Raw genomic sequence first — 14699 nt, forward strand, 5'->3', positions numbered from 1 at the left:
CTACTTCGTGGTGGCAGGCGCGTCCTTGAAGATGGCCACGTGGGGCTGGCCATCCTCGCCCATGTAGCCGCGGTACATGCCGCTGGAGTTGAACGGCATGGCCACGTTGCCCTGGTGGTCCATGGCGATGATGCCGCCCTCGCCGCCCGCCTTCACCAGCACGTCGTTGACGACGTGGTTGGCGGCCTCGGGCAGGGGCAGCTCCTGGTACTCCACGCGGGCGCAGATGTCGCGCGCCACGGTGTAGCGGATGAAGAACTCGCCATGCCCGGTGGCGGAGACGGCGCAGCGCGGGTCCGCATACGTCCCGGCGCCGATGATGGGCGCGTCACCGACACGGCCGTAGCGCTTGTTCGTCATGCCCCCGGTAGACGTCCCCGCGGCGAGGTTGCCGGCCTGGTCCAGCGCCACCGCGCCCACGGTGCCGAACTTGTGGTCGCCGGTGATGGGGTCATGCCCCGCCGGGAGCGACGACGTCGGCTGCCCCGGCGGAGCGGCCTGCTGCTGCTGGCGCTCCTTCTCCAGCGCGCGCTGGAGCCCCTGCCAGCGCTCCTCCGTGTAGAAGTACTTCGGGTCCACCAGTTCCAGGCCCTGCGCCTTCGCGAAGGTCTCCGCGCCCTCGCCAATCATCATCACGTGCGGGGACTGCTCCATCACCCGCCGAGCCAGGTCGATGGGGTTTCGCACGTGCCGCAAGCCCGCCACCGAGCCGGCCATGCGCGTCTTCCCATCCATGATGGCGGCGTCCAGCTCGTTGATGCCGTCGTGGTTGAACACGGCGCCCTTGCCGGCGTTGAAGTACGGCGAGTCCTCCAGCACGCGGATGGCGGCGGACACCGCGTCCAGGCTGGTGCCGCCCCTGGCCAGCACGGCATGGCCGGCCTGGAGCGCCTGGGTGAGCGCGGCGCGGACCTCGGCCTCGCGCTCGGGGGAGAGGTTCTCCCGGGAGATGACGCCCGCGCCGCCGTGGATGACCAGGCCCCACTTCGGCTTCCGGGCCGGCGCGTCACCCGTGGTGAGGCGGGCCTCGTCCACGCGAGCGGACTCGACGCTGGTGCAGCCCACGGGGGTGAGCAGGAGCGCGGTGCTCGCGATGAGACCGCGATGAAGGGGAGAGAGCGAAGCGGACATTCGGTGGGCCTCCGGGGGCGTCCAGGGGACGAGGACCGCGAGTCATCAACCGCAACCGCCTGGACGGGGCGCACCGCGCCACCTTCCATCGAGCGGACCGCCCGGTCGGTAGCACGCCCTCCAGGGAGGTACAACCGGAGCGCCCCGAGAGCCTGCGTCGCCTGCCTGCCCCCTGAGCGGAGGGAGAGAGCGGCTCGAGGACCTGCCGCCCCCGGCATTCACGCGCCCGCGGGGCATGCACAGGGTCAGGAGCGACAGACTTCCGGGACAAGAAGGTGCGCGTGATGAAGAAGCTGAAGGGCTTGCGAGTGGCGGTGCTGGCGATGGATGGCTTCGAGCAGGTGGAGCTGACCATCCCCGTCAAGAAGCTGAAGCGCGAGGGCGCGGAGGTGACGGTCGTCTCGCTCCACAAGGGGAAGATTCGGGGGATGAACCTGATGTACCCCGGGAAGAAGGTGCCCGTGGACGCGACGCTGCCGGAGGTGAAGGCGGCGGACTATGACGCGGTGCTCATCCCCGGCGGCTTCATGAACCCCGACGCCCTGCGGCAGAGCGCGCTGGCGCGGGACTTCGTGCAGGACGCGGACATGCTCGACCTGCCCATCGCCGTCATCTGCCACGGCCCATGGGTGCTGGTGTCCGCGGGGCTGGTGGAGGGACGCAAGCTGACCTCCTGGCCCGGCATCCATGACGACGTGAAGAACGCGGGCGGCGAGTGGGTGGACGAGGCCGTCGTCCGGGACCGCAACTGGGTGTCCAGCCGGGGCCCGCACGACCTGCCCGCCTTCAACGCGGCCATGGTGGAGCTCTTCCTGGAGAAGATGCCGGAGGTGGAGGGCCGCCTCGAGAGCGCGCTGCCAGAAGCCCCGCCCCGGCGGAGGTGGCCGAAGCTGCTCGCCGGCAGCCTGGCCACGGCGGCGCTCGGCTTCGGCGTGCGCAGGCTGGCGGCCATGCGCTGACGTCCCGGCCTGGCGACGGGCCCGGGCTACCGGGCCCGCACCGTCACATCCACCCGAGCTGCAGGCGCGCCACGTCCGTCATCCGCCCCTGGTCCCACGGCGGCTCCCACACCAGCTCGACGTTGGCTTCCTTCACGCCCGGCACCGACGACACCTTCTGCCGCACGTCGTCCACCAGCACCGGTCCCATGCCGCAGCCGGGCGCCGTCAGCGTCATCTGGATGTCCACCCGCTGCCCGCCCTCCGGCAGTGGCTCGGCCTTGCACGCGTACACCAGGCCCAGCTCCACGATGTTCACCGGAATCTCCGGGTCGTACACCGTGCGCAGCTGCTCCCAGACCTGCTCCTCGTTGAAGGTGCCGTCGTCCGCCGCCGCCCTCTCCTTGGGCGCGTACTCCTCGCCCAGCGCGCCGCCGTCCTTCTCGTCGATGCGGAACAGCTGCCCGTACGGGTCCTGCACCGTGATGTTGCCGCCCAAAGTCTGCATCACCCGCAGCTCCGCGCCCGCGGGCAGCGACACCCTGTCACCACTGGGGATGATGGTCGCGGACACGTCCTGCTGAAGCACCGCCAGATTTCCTCGCATGCCGCCCTCCCTCCCTACTCCGTGGACACGGCCTCGCCGCGTCCCTCCAGCGCCGCGCGCAGCGTGTGCCACGCGAGGCTCGCGCACTTCACCCGGGCCGGGAACTCACTCACCCCGGACAGCACGGCCAGCTTCCCCAGCGCGTCCACGTCCAGGCCCTCCGGCCCCTCCGTCACCAGCTTGTGCACCCGCTCGAAGAGAGCCTCCGCCTCCGCGCGCGTCCGGTCCTTCACCGCGCCCGTCATCAGCGACGCGGACGCCTTGGAGATGGCGCAGCCCTGCCCCTGGAAGCCGATGTCGCGGATGACGTCACCCTCCACCTTCAGCGTCACCGTGAGCTGGTCGCCGCACAGCGGGTTGTGCCCCGCCGCCTCGCGGTTGTGCCCCTCCACCACCCGGTAGTTGCGCGGGCGCTTGGAGTGCTCCAGCACCACCTCCTGGTAGAGGTCCGACAGGTCCGAGCTCACTTGAACACCTCCAGCACCTTGTGCAGCCCGCGCACGAGCGCGTCCACGTCCTCGCGCGTGTTGTAGAGCGCCAGCGACGCCCGCGACGTGGCCGGCACCTTGAAGTGCTGCATCACCGGCTGCGCGCAGTGGTGCCCCGTGCGGATGCACACGCCCTCGCGGTCCAGGATGGTCCCCACGTCGTGCGGGTGGATGTCCTCCAGCATGAAGGACAGCACGCCCGTCTTCTCGCGCGCCGTGCCCACCAGGCGCAGGCCCGGCACCGACTCCAGCGCCTTCGTGGCGTACGCCATCAGCTCCCGGTCGTGCGCCGCGACGTTCTGCATCCCCAGCGCCTCCAGGTAGCGGATGGCCGCCGCCAGCCCCACCGCGCCCTCGAGGTTGGGCGTGCCGGCCTCGAAGCGGTGCGGCACCCGGTTGTAGGTCACCTTCTCCATGGTGACGGAGAGGATCATGTCCCCGCCGCCCTGGTACGGCGGCAGCGGCTCCAGGCGCTCCAGGCGGCCGTAGAGCACGCCGATGCCCGTGGGGCCGAACGTCTTGTGCCCGCTGAAGGCGTAGAAGTCGCAACCGATATCCTGCACGTCCACCGGGAAGTGCGTCACCGCCTGCGCCCCGTCCACCAGCACGGGGATGCCCTTGGCGTGCGCCCGGCGCGTCAGCTCCTTCACCGGGTTCACCGTCCCCAGCGCGTTGGACACGTGCGTCACCGCGAGGATGCGCGTGCGCTCCGTCATCAGCGCGTCCACCGCGTCCATCACCAGCTCGCCCCGGTCATCGACCGGAATCACCTTGAGCACCGCGCCCGTCTGCTCGCACAGCATCCGCCAGGGGACGATGTTCGCGTGGTGCTCGATGTGGGTGATGAGCACCTCGTCACCCGGGCCAATGTGCTTGCGCCCGTACGTCTGCGCCACCAGGTTGATGGCCTCGGTGGTGCCGCGCACGAAGATGATCTCCTTCGCGTCCCGCGCGTTGATGAAGCGGCGCACCGTCTCCCGCGCGCCCTCGTACGCCTCGGTGGCGCGCTCGGACAGCACGTGGACACCGCGGTGCACGTTGGCGTTGTCGTGCTGGTAGAAGTGGACGATGGCGTCGATGACGGCCTGGGGCTTCTGCGCCGTCGCCGCGCTGTCCAGGTACACCAGGGGCCGGCCCCGCACCTCCTGGCGGAGGATGGGGAAGTCAGCCCGTACGCGCTGCACGTCGAAGCCGCTCATGCCGTCACCTCGCGCCGGGCCGTGCCCGGCAGCTTCAGGGCCAGCAGGCCCTCCACCCGGGCGCGCACCGCGGCCTGCGGCACCGCCTCCACCACCTCGCGCGCGAAGGCGAACGTCAGCAGCCACTCCGCCTCCGCCCGGGGAATGCCGCGCGAGCGCAGGTAGAACAGCGCCTGCGCATCCAGCCGCCCCACCGCCGCGCCGTGCGCGCACTTCACGTCGTCCGCCAGGATTTCCAGCTGCGGCCGCGTGTCCGCCTGCGCCGACTCCGACAGCAGGAGGTTCCGGTTCTGCTGCCGCGAGTCCGTGCGCTGCGCGTCCTGCCGCACCCGGATGAGCCCGTGGAACGTCCCGCGCGAGCGGTCATCCAGCACGCCCTTGTACAGCTCGCGGCTGGTGCAGCGGGGCGCCGCGTGGTCCAGCGCCGTCCGGTTGTCCAGGTGCTGCGAGCCCCGGCCCACGTACAGGCCATTCAGCGTGGCGTCGCCACCCTCGCCCGCGAAGGCCGAGTGCACCTCGTTGTGCGCCAGCACCCCGCCGAAGGAGAAGGCATGCGACGCGAAGCGGCTGTCCCGCCCCTGCCGCGCGTGCAGGCCGGCCACGTGCACCGCCGCGTCCGACTCCGCCTGGAGCTTGTAGTGGTGCAGGCTGGCGTTGTCCTCCAGCGTCACCTCCGTCACCGCGTTGGTGAAGGTGGCCCCCGGTCCGGAGCCACCCGCCACGCCCGCGTACGTCTCCACCAGCGTCGCCTCGCTGTTCTCCCCCGCCAGGACGAGGATGCGCGGGCTGGCCAGCACCGGCGCGTCCCCTCGGGTGAGGAACACCAGCTGCACCGGCACCTCGCTGACCGTGCCCGGCGCCAGCCGCAGCAGCGCGCCGTCGTCCAGCAGGGCCGCGTTGAGCGCGGTGAAGGCGTGCTCCCCCGCCGGGGCCCGCTGGCCCAGCATGGACTCCAGCAGCTCCCCGTCCTCGCGCACCGCGTCCCGCAGCGGCTTCAGCGTCAGCCCGCGCGGCAGGCCCGCCACGGACGACAGCTCCGGCGCCAGCCGCCCGTCCACGAAGACGAGCCGGGGCCCTCCTGGCAGGGCGAGCCCCTCCACCACCGCCGCCAGGTCCCCCGCGCCGCGCGCCTCCGCGGCTGGAATGAACGTTCCTTCCGCGAGGGGCGCCAGGTTGGTGTACTTCCACGCCTCGTCGCGCGTCGTGGGCAGGCCCTGCTTCTCCAGCTGCGCCAGCCCCTCGGCGCGCACGCGCCGCAGCCACGCCGGCGTGGACGCCTCCCGCGCATGGAAGCGCGAGGCCACGTCCAGGAAGTGCGCCAGGCCGGCCGTCATCGCCGGGCCTCCCCGCCCTTCGGCGCGGCCGTCTTGCCGTCCTGCAGCCCCAGCCAGCTGTAGCCCTTCTCCTCCAGCTCCAGCGCCAGCTCGCGCCCGCCCGAGCGGATGATGCGCCCCGCCGCGATGACGTGCACGTGGTCCGGGACGATGTAGTCCAGGAGCCGCTGGTAGTGCGTGATCAGCACCATGCCCCGCTCCGGCGAGCGCAGCGCATTGACGCCGCCGGCCACCGTGCGCAGCGCGTCGATGTCCAGGCCGGAGTCCGTCTCGTCGAGGATGGCCAGCCGCGGCTCCAGCACCGCCATCTGGAAGATTTCGTTCCGCTTCTTCTCGCCGCCGGAGAACCCCTCGTTCACCGAGCGGTTCATGAAGGCCGCGTCCAGCTGCACCAGCTTCGACTTCTCCCGGGCGAGCTGGAGGAAGTCCATCGCGTCCAGCTCCTCCAGCCCCCGCACCCGGCGCTGCGCGTTGAGCGCGGTGCGCAGGAAGTGCAGGTTGCCCACGCCCGGAATCTCCACCGGGTACTGGAAGGCGAGGAACACGCCCGACGTGGCGCGCTCCTCGGGCGACAGCGCCAGCAGGGGCTTGCCGTCGAACAGCACCTCGCCCTGCGTGACTTCATAGCCGTCACGGCCCGCCAGCACGCTGGCCAGCGTGCTCTTCCCGGAGCCGTTGGGGCCCATGATGGCGTGCACCTCTCCGGGGCGCACCTCCAGGTCGATGCCCTTCAGGATGTCCTTGCCCGCCACGCGGGCGTGCAGGTTGCGAACAGACAGCAAAGCCATGACCTACCCCACGCTCCCCTCGAGGCTCACCCCGAGCAGCTTCTGCGCCTCCACCGCGAACTCCATCGGGAGTTCCTTGAACACCTGGCGGCAGAAGCCATTGACGATCATCGACACCGCGTCCTCCTGCGAGATTCCGCGCTGCCGGCAGTAGAAGAGCTGGTCCTCGCCAATCTTCGACGTGGACGCCTCGTGCTCCACCTGCGCGGACGCGTTCTTCACCTCGATGTACGGCACCGTGTGGGCGCCGCACTTGTCACCCAGGAGCAGCGAGTCGCACTGCGTGTAGTTGCGCGCGTTCTCCGCGCTCTTGAGCACCTTCACCAGGCCCCGGTACGTGTTCTGCCCGCGCCCCGCGGAGATGCCCTTGGACACGATGGTGCTGCGGGAGTTCTTCCCGATGTGCACCATCTTCGTGCCCGTGTCCGCCTGCTGCAGGTTGTTGGTGAGCGCGACGGAGTAGAACTCGCCCACCGAGTCATCCCCCTTGAGGATGACGCTCGGGTACTTCCACGTAATCGCCGAGCCCGTCTCCACCTGCGTCCACGAAATCTTGGAGGCCCGGTGGGCGATTCCGCGCTTGGTGACGAAGTTGTAGATGCCGCCGCGGCCCTGCGCGTCCCCCGGGTACCAGTTCTGCACCGTGGAGTACTTGATGTTGGCGCCGTCCAGGGCGACCAGCTCCACCACCGCCGCGTGCAGCTGGTTGGTGTCGCGCTGGGGCGCGGTGCAGCCCTCCAGGTAGCTCACCGTGGAGCCCTCGTCGGCGACGATGAGGGTGCGCTCGAACTGGCCCGTCTCCGCCGTGTTGATGCGGAAGTACGTGGACAGCTCCATGGGGCAGCGCACGCCCTTGGGGATGTAGACGAACGAGCCGTCGCTGAAGACGGCCGAGTTGAGCGCCGCGAAGAAGTTGTCCGAGTACGGCACCACCGTGCCCAGGTACTTCCTCACCAGCTCCGGGTGCTCGCGCACGGCCTCGGAGAACGAGCAGAAGATGACGCCCGCCTTCGCCAGCTTGTCCTTGAACGTGGTGGCCACGGACACCGAGTCGAAGACGGCGTCCACCGCGACGTTCTGCATCAGCTTCTGCTCGTGCAGCGGAATCCCGAGCTTCTCGTAGGTGCGGAGGATTTCGGGGTCCACCTCGTCCAGGCTGCCCTTCTTCGGCTTCTGCTTCGGCGCCGAGTAGTAGCTGATGGCCTGGTAGTCGATGGGCGCGTACTTCACGGCCTGCCAGTTCGGCTCCTTCATGGTGAGCCAGTGGCGGTACGCCTTGAGGCGCCACTCGAGCAGGAAGGCCGGCTCGCCCTTCTTCTCGGAAATCTGGCGGATGACGTCCTCGCTCAGCCCGGGCGGAAACGTGTCCGACTCCACCGCCGAGACGAAGCCGGCCTCGTACGGCCGGCGGGTCAGCTCCTGGAGGGTGTCGGTGGTCATGAACGGACTCCTGATGCGGAAGCAGTGGAAGGTGAGGCGGTGCTGGCCGAAGGCGCGGGCCGCGACGGGACGCCCAGGCCCACCAGGCGCTCGGGCACGCGCGGCGCGGGGGCAACCAGGTCCGCCAGCGACAGGCGGCCCAGCGCGTCCTGGATGGCGGTGTTGATGAGGCGCCAGTGCCCACGCACCTGGCAGACGGCCTCCAGCTCGCAGGGCGCACCGCCCGTGGTGTGGACGCCGCACTCGGTGAGGGCCACCGGGCCCTCCAGCGCGGCGACCAGCTCCGCCAAGGACAGCTCGGCGGCGGGGCGCGCCAGCCCGTAGCCGCCGCTGGCCCCACGGTGGGACACCACCAGGCCCGCCTGAAGCAGGCCCTTGAGCACCTTGCTGGCCGAGGGCAACGGCACACGGGTGCGCGCCGCCAGCTCGCGAGTGGTGCGCGTGTCACCCTCCGCGCGGGCCAGCTCGGTCATCAGCACGATGCCGTAGTCGGTCATCTTGCTCATCCGAAGCATGGGTGCGGGTGTCTCCTCTCCAGATTCAGTCCTGCCGGGGCCACCGGGCCACCGGGGGCGTCATATGTAATGTGGACCGTTTCAGTCCACATTGCTTTTCACACAAGGCGCCGGGAGCCTCTGGTTGGAGGGCAGGAGGGAGAGGGCTAGGGTGGGAGCCCCCCGCTCCCCGGAGGAATTCCACCGATGCGTCGTCCCCTGATGCTGCTCGCCACGCTGGCCCTGGCCGCGGTGGCCTGCGAGAAGAAGTCCGCGCCCGCGCCCACGGAGCCCACGCCGGGCGGACAGGCGCCCGCCGCGACGGCCCCTCCCCCCGGCGCCGCGCCCGTGGACGCCAACACCATCCTGCTGGGTGAGGTCGGCAGCCTGACGGGCAGCGAGGCGACGTTCGGCATCTCCGCGCGCAATGGCATCGAGCTGGCCATCGACGAGGCCAACGCCGCGGGCGGGGTGAAGGGCAAGAGGCTGGCCGTGCGCGTGTACGACAGCCAGGGCCGGCCCGAGGAGGGGGCCCAGGCCGTGACGCGGCTCATCACCCAGGACAAGGTGGTGGTCATCCTCGGCGAGGCGGCCTCGTCGGTGTCCATGGCGATGGCGGAGAAGGCGCAGGTGGCGAAGGTGCCGATGATTACGCCCACCTCCACCAGCCCCGAGGTGACGAAGCGGGGCGACTACATCTTCCGCGTCTGCTTCATCGACCCGTTCCAGGGCTTCGTGATGGCGAAGTTCGCCCGGGAGAACCTGAAGCTGAACAAGGTGGCGGTGCTGCGCGACAACAAGAGCGCCTTCTCCATGGGCCTGGCGGACGTGTTCAACCAGAAGTTCGCGGAGTTCGGCGGCAAGATTCTCGGCGACGAGAGCTACTCGAAGGGCGACACGGACTTCCGCGCGCAGCTCACCGCGCTCAAGCAGCTCAAGCCGGAGGCCGTCTTCGTCCCGGGGTACTACACGGACGTGGGCATCATCGCCCGGCAGGCGCGCGAGGTGGGCCTCAAGGTGCCGCTGCTCGGCGGCGACGGCTGGGACTCCGACAAGCTGTACGAGCTGGGTGGCTCGGCGCTCGAGGGCAGCTACTTCTCCAACCACTACTCGCCGGACAACCCGGACCCGGCGCTCCAGCAGTTCCTGAAGAAGTACAAGGAGCGCTACGGCAGCGTGCCGGACAGCGTGGGCGTGCTGGCGTACGACGCGGCCCGCGTGGCCATTGAAGCCATGAAGCGCGCCCCGGACCTGAGCGGCCCGGCCCTGCGCGAGGCGATTGCCCGGACGAAGGACTTCCCGGGCGTCTCGGGCCGAATCACCCTGGACGCGAACCGGGACGCGGTGAAGGAGGCCGTCGTCCTCAAGGTGTCCGGTGGCAAGGCGGAGTTCGTCACCACCGTGAAGCCGTAGCGGCTCAGCCAGGGCCCGCCCGCGGAAAGCACCCGCGCGGGCGGGACGCCCTCCTCAGGGGATGGGCGACTGGATGATGTAATAGATGGACTGGAAGTAGCGGTGCAGGCCGTTGATGAGCTCGACGAGGAACGGCCAGCTCATCACCGTGAAGCTCATCAGCGCCGCGGTGATGATGGCGTACTCCACCATCGCCTGGCCGCGCGCGGGGCGGCGGCGCCGCTCAATGGTCGTCGTCATGGTGCTCCTCTTCCTTCCCCTCGTTCAGCTTCTCGCGCTGCGCGGGGCGGCCGGAGCACTCCTCGGAGCACGCCCGCTTCTCGTCGTCACAGGCCTTGCTGCACTTGGCCTCCATGCCCTTCGCGTGCTTCTTGCACACGGCCTTGCACTCCTTGACGTCGTCGTCGCAGCCGCGCTGGCAGGCCCGATTCGCGAGGGCCGGTGTCCCCAGCAGCAGCACCGCACCGGCAAGCCACCCCAGGGTCCACGTCGCGAGCGTCTTCATCGTTGTATCCTCCGTGTGTCTCATTCCGAGGCCACTGCCCGCTCCATGAGCGACAGCTGGAACTCTACCCCGGGTTGCAGTGAGGGCTGGCGCAGCAGCACCTGCCCGCGCTTCGCCTGGTGATTCACATCGAAGCTGAGCGACTGGTGGCCGGACTCGGAGGCCGAGCCCGACTGCCACCCCTTCTCCTTCAGCGTGGCCTGGTAGGCGCCGCCCACGTCCGCCAGCCGCCCCTCCGGCACCTGGCCGGACACCGTGTAGTAGGTGACGCCCTCCATCCGGAAGGTGAGCACCACCGGGTCCTTCACGCCCGGCGGCAGCGGCACCCACGCGGGCACGGACGCGGTGCCCTCCAGCAGCGGCCCCACCTGCCCCGAGGAGACGAAGACGAACGTCTCACCGCCCTGCGCCAGCACGGACACCAGGTGGACCTCCTTGGTGGAGGGCGTCCAGTAGCCCACGTAGCCGCCATTCTGCCCGTAGCGCTTGCTCAGCGGAGGCAGGCCGGCGTCCGCCAGCGTGCCCTGGTAGTGCGCCAGCACCTGGTCCGGGGTGTCCTTGGTGGAGAACCACGCCACCGCCATGGGCGTGTTGGGCCCCAGGTAGTCGGACGCCAGCACCTCCGGGGCGCCATTGGCGTTGGGATACGGCGGGAAGTGCGACAGCGCGCGCGCCAGCACGGCCTGCTCCTCCGGCGTGCGCCGCGGGCCGGTGGCCGCGAACTCCTCGTCCGCCCGGGCCTGGAGCTGCTCCAGCTCCACCGGCTCCTCCGGATACGCCGCGCGCTCCCAGCCGAAGCCGATGAGCCCGCCCACCACGGCCAGCGAGAACAGCCACAGCCCCACCCGGACGCCCGACCTCTCCCACCACACGGCCATCAGCAGGTTCCCGGCTGCTTGCAGCCCATGTAGTAGACGCCCCGGTTCTGGTACGAGCGATAGTTGTTGTTCTGGTCCCAGTCGCGCCACTCGGTGTTGAAGTAGCGCCGGTTGGAGCCCTCCTGGGTGACGCGGTTGCTGGGCGTGGTGCTGTCACCCACCGCCTGCGGCGCGATGGCGATGTTGGGCGTCTGCGGGTTGTCCGCGCCCATCGCGTCGCCCGTCGTCGCCGCGAGCTGCGCGGCGAAGAGCGGGTTGAGCAGGTTGTTGCTGATGGCCTGCCCGAAGAAGGCCGCGGACGTGGCGCGCAGGATGGGGTGCCCGAGGTTCTGCGGGTTCATGTAGACGTTGGCCACCCGGTCGTACATCTCACCGCTCTTGGTGCCCGGCATCGTGTTGGCGTTGGTCGTCAGCGCCCAGGTGTCCGTGAGGATGGCCATCTGCTCCATGCCTAGGAAGTAGGCGTTGCCGTCGACGCCGTTCGTGGTGGCGACGCCCGACTGGGAGTTGCCGTGGACGTCGCCGTCCCACTTCTTGACGGTCAGCTTCGTCTTGCTGAACTCCTGGAGGAACCCCTCGGGCAGCAGGTAGTTCTCCACCACGGCCCGGGCCGAGCAGCGGATGAGGCCGCCGCGGGTGAAGTTGCTCATGAACTGGTTGTGGACGGGGATGCCGAGGTTGCCGGCGCCTCGCTCCGGGGCCTCGCACGTCACCTGCCTCGCGTTGTCGTTGAGCCAGCAGGTGTGGGCCACCAGCGCCTGGTGGTGGTCGGTGTCCGAGCAGTCCGAGGGCACGCCGTTGGTATACGCGTCGTAGCGGTCCTTGCCGGACTCGTGGTCGCAGAACATGTAGCGCGCGTGCTGCTGCACCATGGTGCTGCCACCCTGGGGCGCGGTGGGCGCCCTGTCGGCCGGCTTCAGGTCCCGGGTGTAGTCCTGCACGGCGAAGTCCCACACCGTGGAGACCGCGGCCTCCTGCGCGTCCAGCGAGTAGCGCAGCAGGTCGTCCAGGAAGATGGCGTACATGAACACCGGGATGATGACCAACAGGCTGATGGCCATCTCCACGGCAGCGGCGCCGCGAGCGGCACGGGCGCGGAGCGGGTGGCGAATCACAGGGACACCCCCGGGGTGACGGCGAGCTGGGCCGCGTCGGTGTTGCCGGCGGCGCCGAGCACCGTGGCCGCCTCCGTGGCGCGGAACGGATGCAGCTTCGCGCGCCAGTACGGGTTGAACATGTTGGGCGCCTCGCGCCAGCCGTTCGAGCCGAAGCGGTGGTAGTAGACGAGCGCCTTGGACAGGCCGGAGCCCTCGCCCGCGGCCAGCGTCAGCCGGGCGGTGCCCTGGCCGCCGTGCGTGAAGTTCAGCTCGCTGTTGGCGTTGAGCTCCCAGGGCGCCTGGTTGGGGTTGCCCACCCGGAACTGGCGGGTGACGTAGCTGTAGACGCTCGGCTGGCCGTAGTCGTCGTTGGCGTCGGGGTCGGCGCGGAACTTCATGAAGCAGTTGCCCTGGCCGATGCAGCTCATGAACGACTGGGTGTTGACGCCGTCGAACTCGTGCTCGTCCGAGTGCGCGCCGTTCGGGGTGTGCCCGCCGCCGTTGGTGTCGCTGTGGATGCGCGAGTTGAAGGGCATGTACGGACCGACGCCGTGCTTCCACTGGTTGAACATGGCGCCCTCCTCGTCCGCGGCAATCACCTTGCCCGTGTTGCCGCCCACCTGGCCGGGGCCGTGGATGTTGGAGCGGGTCTCCACCAGCTTGGCGGTGCCCTTGTGAACGAAGGGAATGGGGTAGTGCAGGCCCTCACCCGGGATGTCCATCATCATCTCCTGCAGGAAGCTGGGGTGCAGGTAGAGGGGCTTGGGCAGGTCGAAGTCGCGGTTGGCCGTCCAGCCGGGCCGGCTCGCGTTGGAGACCTCCGTCATCACCCGCGCGAGCGCCTCGTTGGAGCTGTTGCCCTGGCCGCCCATGCAGACCATGCCGTCAATGGCGCAGTTGAACTCGTTGGTGTTGAGCGCGCCCACGCCGCCCGGCACGTTGCTGGCGCCCGGCGCGTTGTAGTTGGTCAGCTCCGACAGCCCGTTGGCGTTGCCGTTCATCACCGACTGCACGGTCCTCGCGTGCACGGCCATCTGCGAGGCGTGGACCGTCTCCACCAGCATGTCCAGGCCCTTGTTGGCCTGGTTGAAGCTGTTCTCCAGGTTCTTGGCCTTGCCGTCGTAGTCGCGCCCCGCGTTGCCGTATTTACTGGCGACGCGGATGGCCTGGATGCCGTGGATGCAGTGGATGAAGCACGTCCAGCAGGCGCACTGGGCGAACTCCATGGCCGCGATGATGTAGAAGTTGTTGCGCGAGGCGCGCATGATCTGCCCCGTCACGCTGGCCACCGCCATGTAGGCGTGCAGGCTGTTCATGGCGACGTACGACGCCGCGATGGCCCGGTTGCTCACCGCGTAGTAGTTGAGCGCGCGCGCCTCCATCACCGCCATGGAGTAGGCCAGCGAGTCGCTGTGCTGCTGCAGGCTCACCTTCTGTCGCAGCGCATGGCTGAGGTTGAAGCTCAGCGTCGTCATCAGCGCCAGCACCAGGAACGACAGGCAGGCGAGCACCAGCGCCTGGCCCCGCGCCGACCGCGGCTTCGACTTCAGTACGCGAATACGCATTGGTTGCTCGAGGGAAGAGGGTTGGCCTGGGGGTAGAGGTTCGACTGCATCCGCATGGTGTACGTGGCCCGGATGGGCATCACGTACGTGCGGCTGGCGGCCGCGGCGGTGTAGAGGGCGTCGGAGGTCCCCACGCCGAAGCGGCGGCCGGCCACCTTGCCGCGCTCCGCGGCCTTCACCGTCCCCATCATCAAGACGGTGGGCACGTCCCGCGCGCGGGTGATGTTGAAGATGACCATGTTCGCGAAGGGGATGGGCATGCGGTAGTTGAAGGTCAGCTGGACGCGCAGCTTGGTGCGCTGGCTGTCGCGCCAGTTGTCGCTGGAAGTGATGGATGGGTCATCGAAGTCCACCTCCGGGCCGCTGGGCAGCTCGCTGCTCAAGGGGCCGCAGATGGTAACTTCCGCGTACGGGATGCCGGTGTCCATCATCCTGTTGGCCACGACGCCGGGCCACATCCACTTGGTCTGGAAGTCGGTGGCGCTGTTGACCGTCTTGATGTGCTCGGCCCCGCTGCTGCCCTGGCTGATGAGCGGCAGCAGCACCGCCAGCGCGGCGCGCTCCATCTTGTTCTTGTTCGCGTTGTGGAGAGAGCCCGCGCGCACGGCCTTGTAGGCCGCGTACTTCGTCATCAGCCGCGCCTGATGCATGAGCCCCAGCTGCAGGATGCCCAGGATGAGGAACACGAAGAGCGGCAGGATGAGCGCTGCTTCGACGGCTGCCTGCCCCGACTCACGTTTCATGGGTACCCTGGCCTCCCGGAGCTCGTCAGAGCGGTTGACTGTAGCAAAGTCTCTGCTGTTCACTCCGAGTATTGCAGAT

16 protein-coding genes are annotated in these 14699 nt (G+C 69.5%); 2 read left to right on the top strand and 14 right to left on the bottom strand.

The genetic code is table 11. The annotated features are described in order from the left end of the window. Entirely contained in the window at nt 1–1131 is a 1131-nt protein-coding gene (locus tag LXT23_RS17675) for an isoaspartyl peptidase/L-asparaginase family protein (protein ID WP_253981338.1), read from the bottom strand. 284 nt (nt 1132–1415) lie between these two features. Here LXT23_RS17675 and LXT23_RS17680 point away from each other — a divergent pair, with 284 nt between their 5' ends. Beyond that, a complete protein-coding gene (locus tag LXT23_RS17680) occupies nt 1416–2090 on the top strand; it encodes a type 1 glutamine amidotransferase domain-containing protein (RefSeq protein ID WP_253981339.1) in 675 nt (224 codons plus the stop codon). 43 nt (nt 2091–2133) lie between these two features. Here LXT23_RS17680 and sufT read toward each other — a convergent pair whose 3' ends face one another. From sufT to LXT23_RS17715, 7 genes are read right to left on the bottom strand one after another with little or no spacing between them, the layout of a single operon-like run. Continuing rightward, entirely contained in the window at nt 2134–2676 is a 543-nt protein-coding gene (sufT, locus tag LXT23_RS17685) for a putative Fe-S cluster assembly protein SufT (RefSeq protein WP_253981340.1), read from the bottom strand. A gap of 14 nt (nt 2677–2690) precedes the next feature. After that, nucleotides 2691–3143, bottom strand: a complete 453-nt coding sequence (sufU, locus tag LXT23_RS17690) for a Fe-S cluster assembly sulfur transfer protein SufU (protein ID WP_253981341.1) — start codon at nt 3141–3143, stop codon at nt 2691–2693. After that, nucleotides 3140–4363 carry a cysteine desulfurase gene (locus tag LXT23_RS17695; RefSeq protein WP_253981342.1) on the bottom strand — a complete coding sequence of 408 codons (1224 nt, stop codon included), beginning with the start codon at nt 4361–4363 and terminating at the stop codon, nt 3140–3142. The genes sufU and LXT23_RS17695 overlap by 4 nt, the downstream gene beginning before the upstream one ends. Beyond that, nucleotides 4360–5697 carry a Fe-S cluster assembly protein SufD gene (gene sufD, locus LXT23_RS17700; protein WP_253981343.1) on the bottom strand — a complete coding sequence of 446 codons (1338 nt, stop codon included), beginning with the start codon at nt 5695–5697 and terminating at the stop codon, nt 4360–4362. The genes LXT23_RS17695 and sufD overlap by 4 nt, the downstream gene beginning before the upstream one ends. Beyond that, a complete protein-coding gene (sufC, locus tag LXT23_RS17705) occupies nt 5694–6485 on the bottom strand; it encodes a Fe-S cluster assembly ATPase SufC (protein WP_253981344.1) in 792 nt (263 codons plus the stop codon). The genes sufD and sufC overlap by 4 nt, the downstream gene beginning before the upstream one ends. A gap of 3 nt (nt 6486–6488) precedes the next feature. Further along, a complete protein-coding gene (gene sufB, locus LXT23_RS17710; RefSeq protein WP_253981345.1) occupies nt 6489–7925 on the bottom strand; it encodes a Fe-S cluster assembly protein SufB in 1437 nt (478 codons plus the stop codon). Next, nucleotides 7922–8440, bottom strand: coding sequence for an SUF system Fe-S cluster assembly regulator (locus tag LXT23_RS17715; protein ID WP_253981346.1), 519 nt, complete (start codon nt 8438–8440; stop codon nt 7922–7924). Before LXT23_RS17715 ends, sufB begins: the two co-directional genes overlap by 4 nt. 186 nt (nt 8441–8626) lie before the next feature. On the opposite strand from LXT23_RS17715, the gene LXT23_RS17720 reads away from it, so the two are divergent. After that, the gene (locus tag LXT23_RS17720) at nt 8627–9832 is read left to right on the top strand and encodes an ABC transporter substrate-binding protein (protein ID WP_253981347.1); all 1206 of its coding nucleotides are present in this window, start codon (nt 8627–8629) and stop codon (nt 9830–9832) included. Between the two features lie 54 nt (nt 9833–9886). On the opposite strand, the gene LXT23_RS17725 is transcribed toward LXT23_RS17720, so the two are convergent. Genes LXT23_RS17725 through LXT23_RS17750 form a run of 6 tightly spaced genes read right to left on the bottom strand, consistent with a single transcriptional unit; the run spans nt 9887 to nt 14620 of the window. Next, complete coding sequence (locus tag LXT23_RS17725; protein ID WP_253981348.1) at nt 9887–10072, bottom strand: hypothetical protein; 186 nt, start codon at nt 10070–10072, stop codon at nt 9887–9889. After that, a complete protein-coding gene (locus LXT23_RS17730) occupies nt 10056–10337 on the bottom strand; it encodes a hypothetical protein (RefSeq protein WP_253981349.1) in 282 nt (93 codons plus the stop codon). The genes LXT23_RS17725 and LXT23_RS17730 overlap by 17 nt, the downstream gene beginning before the upstream one ends. Before the next feature lie 20 nt (nt 10338–10357). Continuing rightward, nucleotides 10358–11215, bottom strand: a complete 858-nt coding sequence (locus tag LXT23_RS17735; protein WP_253981350.1) for a hypothetical protein — start codon at nt 11213–11215, stop codon at nt 10358–10360. Next, complete coding sequence (locus LXT23_RS17740; protein WP_253981351.1) at nt 11215–12330, bottom strand: hypothetical protein; 1116 nt, start codon at nt 12328–12330, stop codon at nt 11215–11217. The genes LXT23_RS17735 and LXT23_RS17740 overlap by 1 nt, the downstream gene beginning before the upstream one ends. After that, nucleotides 12327–13877 carry a hypothetical protein gene (locus LXT23_RS17745; RefSeq protein WP_253981352.1) on the bottom strand — a complete coding sequence of 517 codons (1551 nt, stop codon included), beginning with the start codon at nt 13875–13877 and terminating at the stop codon, nt 12327–12329. The genes LXT23_RS17740 and LXT23_RS17745 overlap by 4 nt, the downstream gene beginning before the upstream one ends. Beyond that, the gene (locus LXT23_RS17750; protein WP_253981353.1) at nt 13859–14620 is read right to left on the bottom strand and encodes a TadE/TadG family type IV pilus assembly protein; all 762 of its coding nucleotides are present in this window, start codon (nt 14618–14620) and stop codon (nt 13859–13861) included. The genes LXT23_RS17745 and LXT23_RS17750 overlap by 19 nt, the downstream gene beginning before the upstream one ends. Nucleotides 14621–14699 lie beyond the last annotated feature (79 nt).

This window comes from Pyxidicoccus xibeiensis (assembly GCF_024198175.1).
In the GTDB taxonomy this organism is placed as follows: Bacteria; Myxococcota; Myxococcia; order Myxococcales; family Myxococcaceae; genus Myxococcus; species Myxococcus xibeiensis.

Coding starts and splice junctions, on each gene's coding strand:
- LXT23_RS17675 (WP_253981338.1), bottom strand. CDS start 1,131: ATGTCCGCTTCGCTCTCTCCCCTTCATCGCGGTCTCATCGCGAGCACC.
- LXT23_RS17680 (WP_253981339.1), top strand. CDS start 1,416: ATGAAGAAGCTGAAGGGCTTGCGAGTGGCGGTGCTGGCGATGGATGGC.
- sufT (WP_253981340.1), bottom strand. CDS start 2,676: ATGCGAGGAAATCTGGCGGTGCTTCAGCAGGACGTGTCCGCGACCATC.
- LXT23_RS17695 (WP_253981342.1), bottom strand. CDS start 4,363: ATGAGCGGCTTCGACGTGCAGCGCGTACGGGCTGACTTCCCCATCCTC.
- sufD (WP_253981343.1), bottom strand. CDS start 5,697: ATGACGGCCGGCCTGGCGCACTTCCTGGACGTGGCCTCGCGCTTCCAT.
- sufC (WP_253981344.1), bottom strand. CDS start 6,485: ATGGCTTTGCTGTCTGTTCGCAACCTGCACGCCCGCGTGGCGGGCAAG.
- sufB (WP_253981345.1), bottom strand. CDS start 7,925: ATGACCACCGACACCCTCCAGGAGCTGACCCGCCGGCCGTACGAGGCC.
- LXT23_RS17715 (WP_253981346.1), bottom strand. CDS start 8,440: ATGCTTCGGATGAGCAAGATGACCGACTACGGCATCGTGCTGATGACC.
- LXT23_RS17720 (WP_253981347.1), top strand. CDS start 8,627: ATGCGTCGTCCCCTGATGCTGCTCGCCACGCTGGCCCTGGCCGCGGTG.
- LXT23_RS17725 (WP_253981348.1), bottom strand. CDS start 10,072: ATGACGACGACCATTGAGCGGCGCCGCCGCCCCGCGCGCGGCCAGGCG.
- LXT23_RS17730 (WP_253981349.1), bottom strand. CDS start 10,337: ATGAAGACGCTCGCGACGTGGACCCTGGGGTGGCTTGCCGGTGCGGTG.
- LXT23_RS17735 (WP_253981350.1), bottom strand. CDS start 11,215: ATGGCCGTGTGGTGGGAGAGGTCGGGCGTCCGGGTGGGGCTGTGGCTG.
- LXT23_RS17745 (WP_253981352.1), bottom strand. CDS start 13,877: ATGCGTATTCGCGTACTGAAGTCGAAGCCGCGGTCGGCGCGGGGCCAG.
- LXT23_RS17750 (WP_253981353.1), bottom strand. CDS start 14,620: ATGAAACGTGAGTCGGGGCAGGCAGCCGTCGAAGCAGCGCTCATCCTG.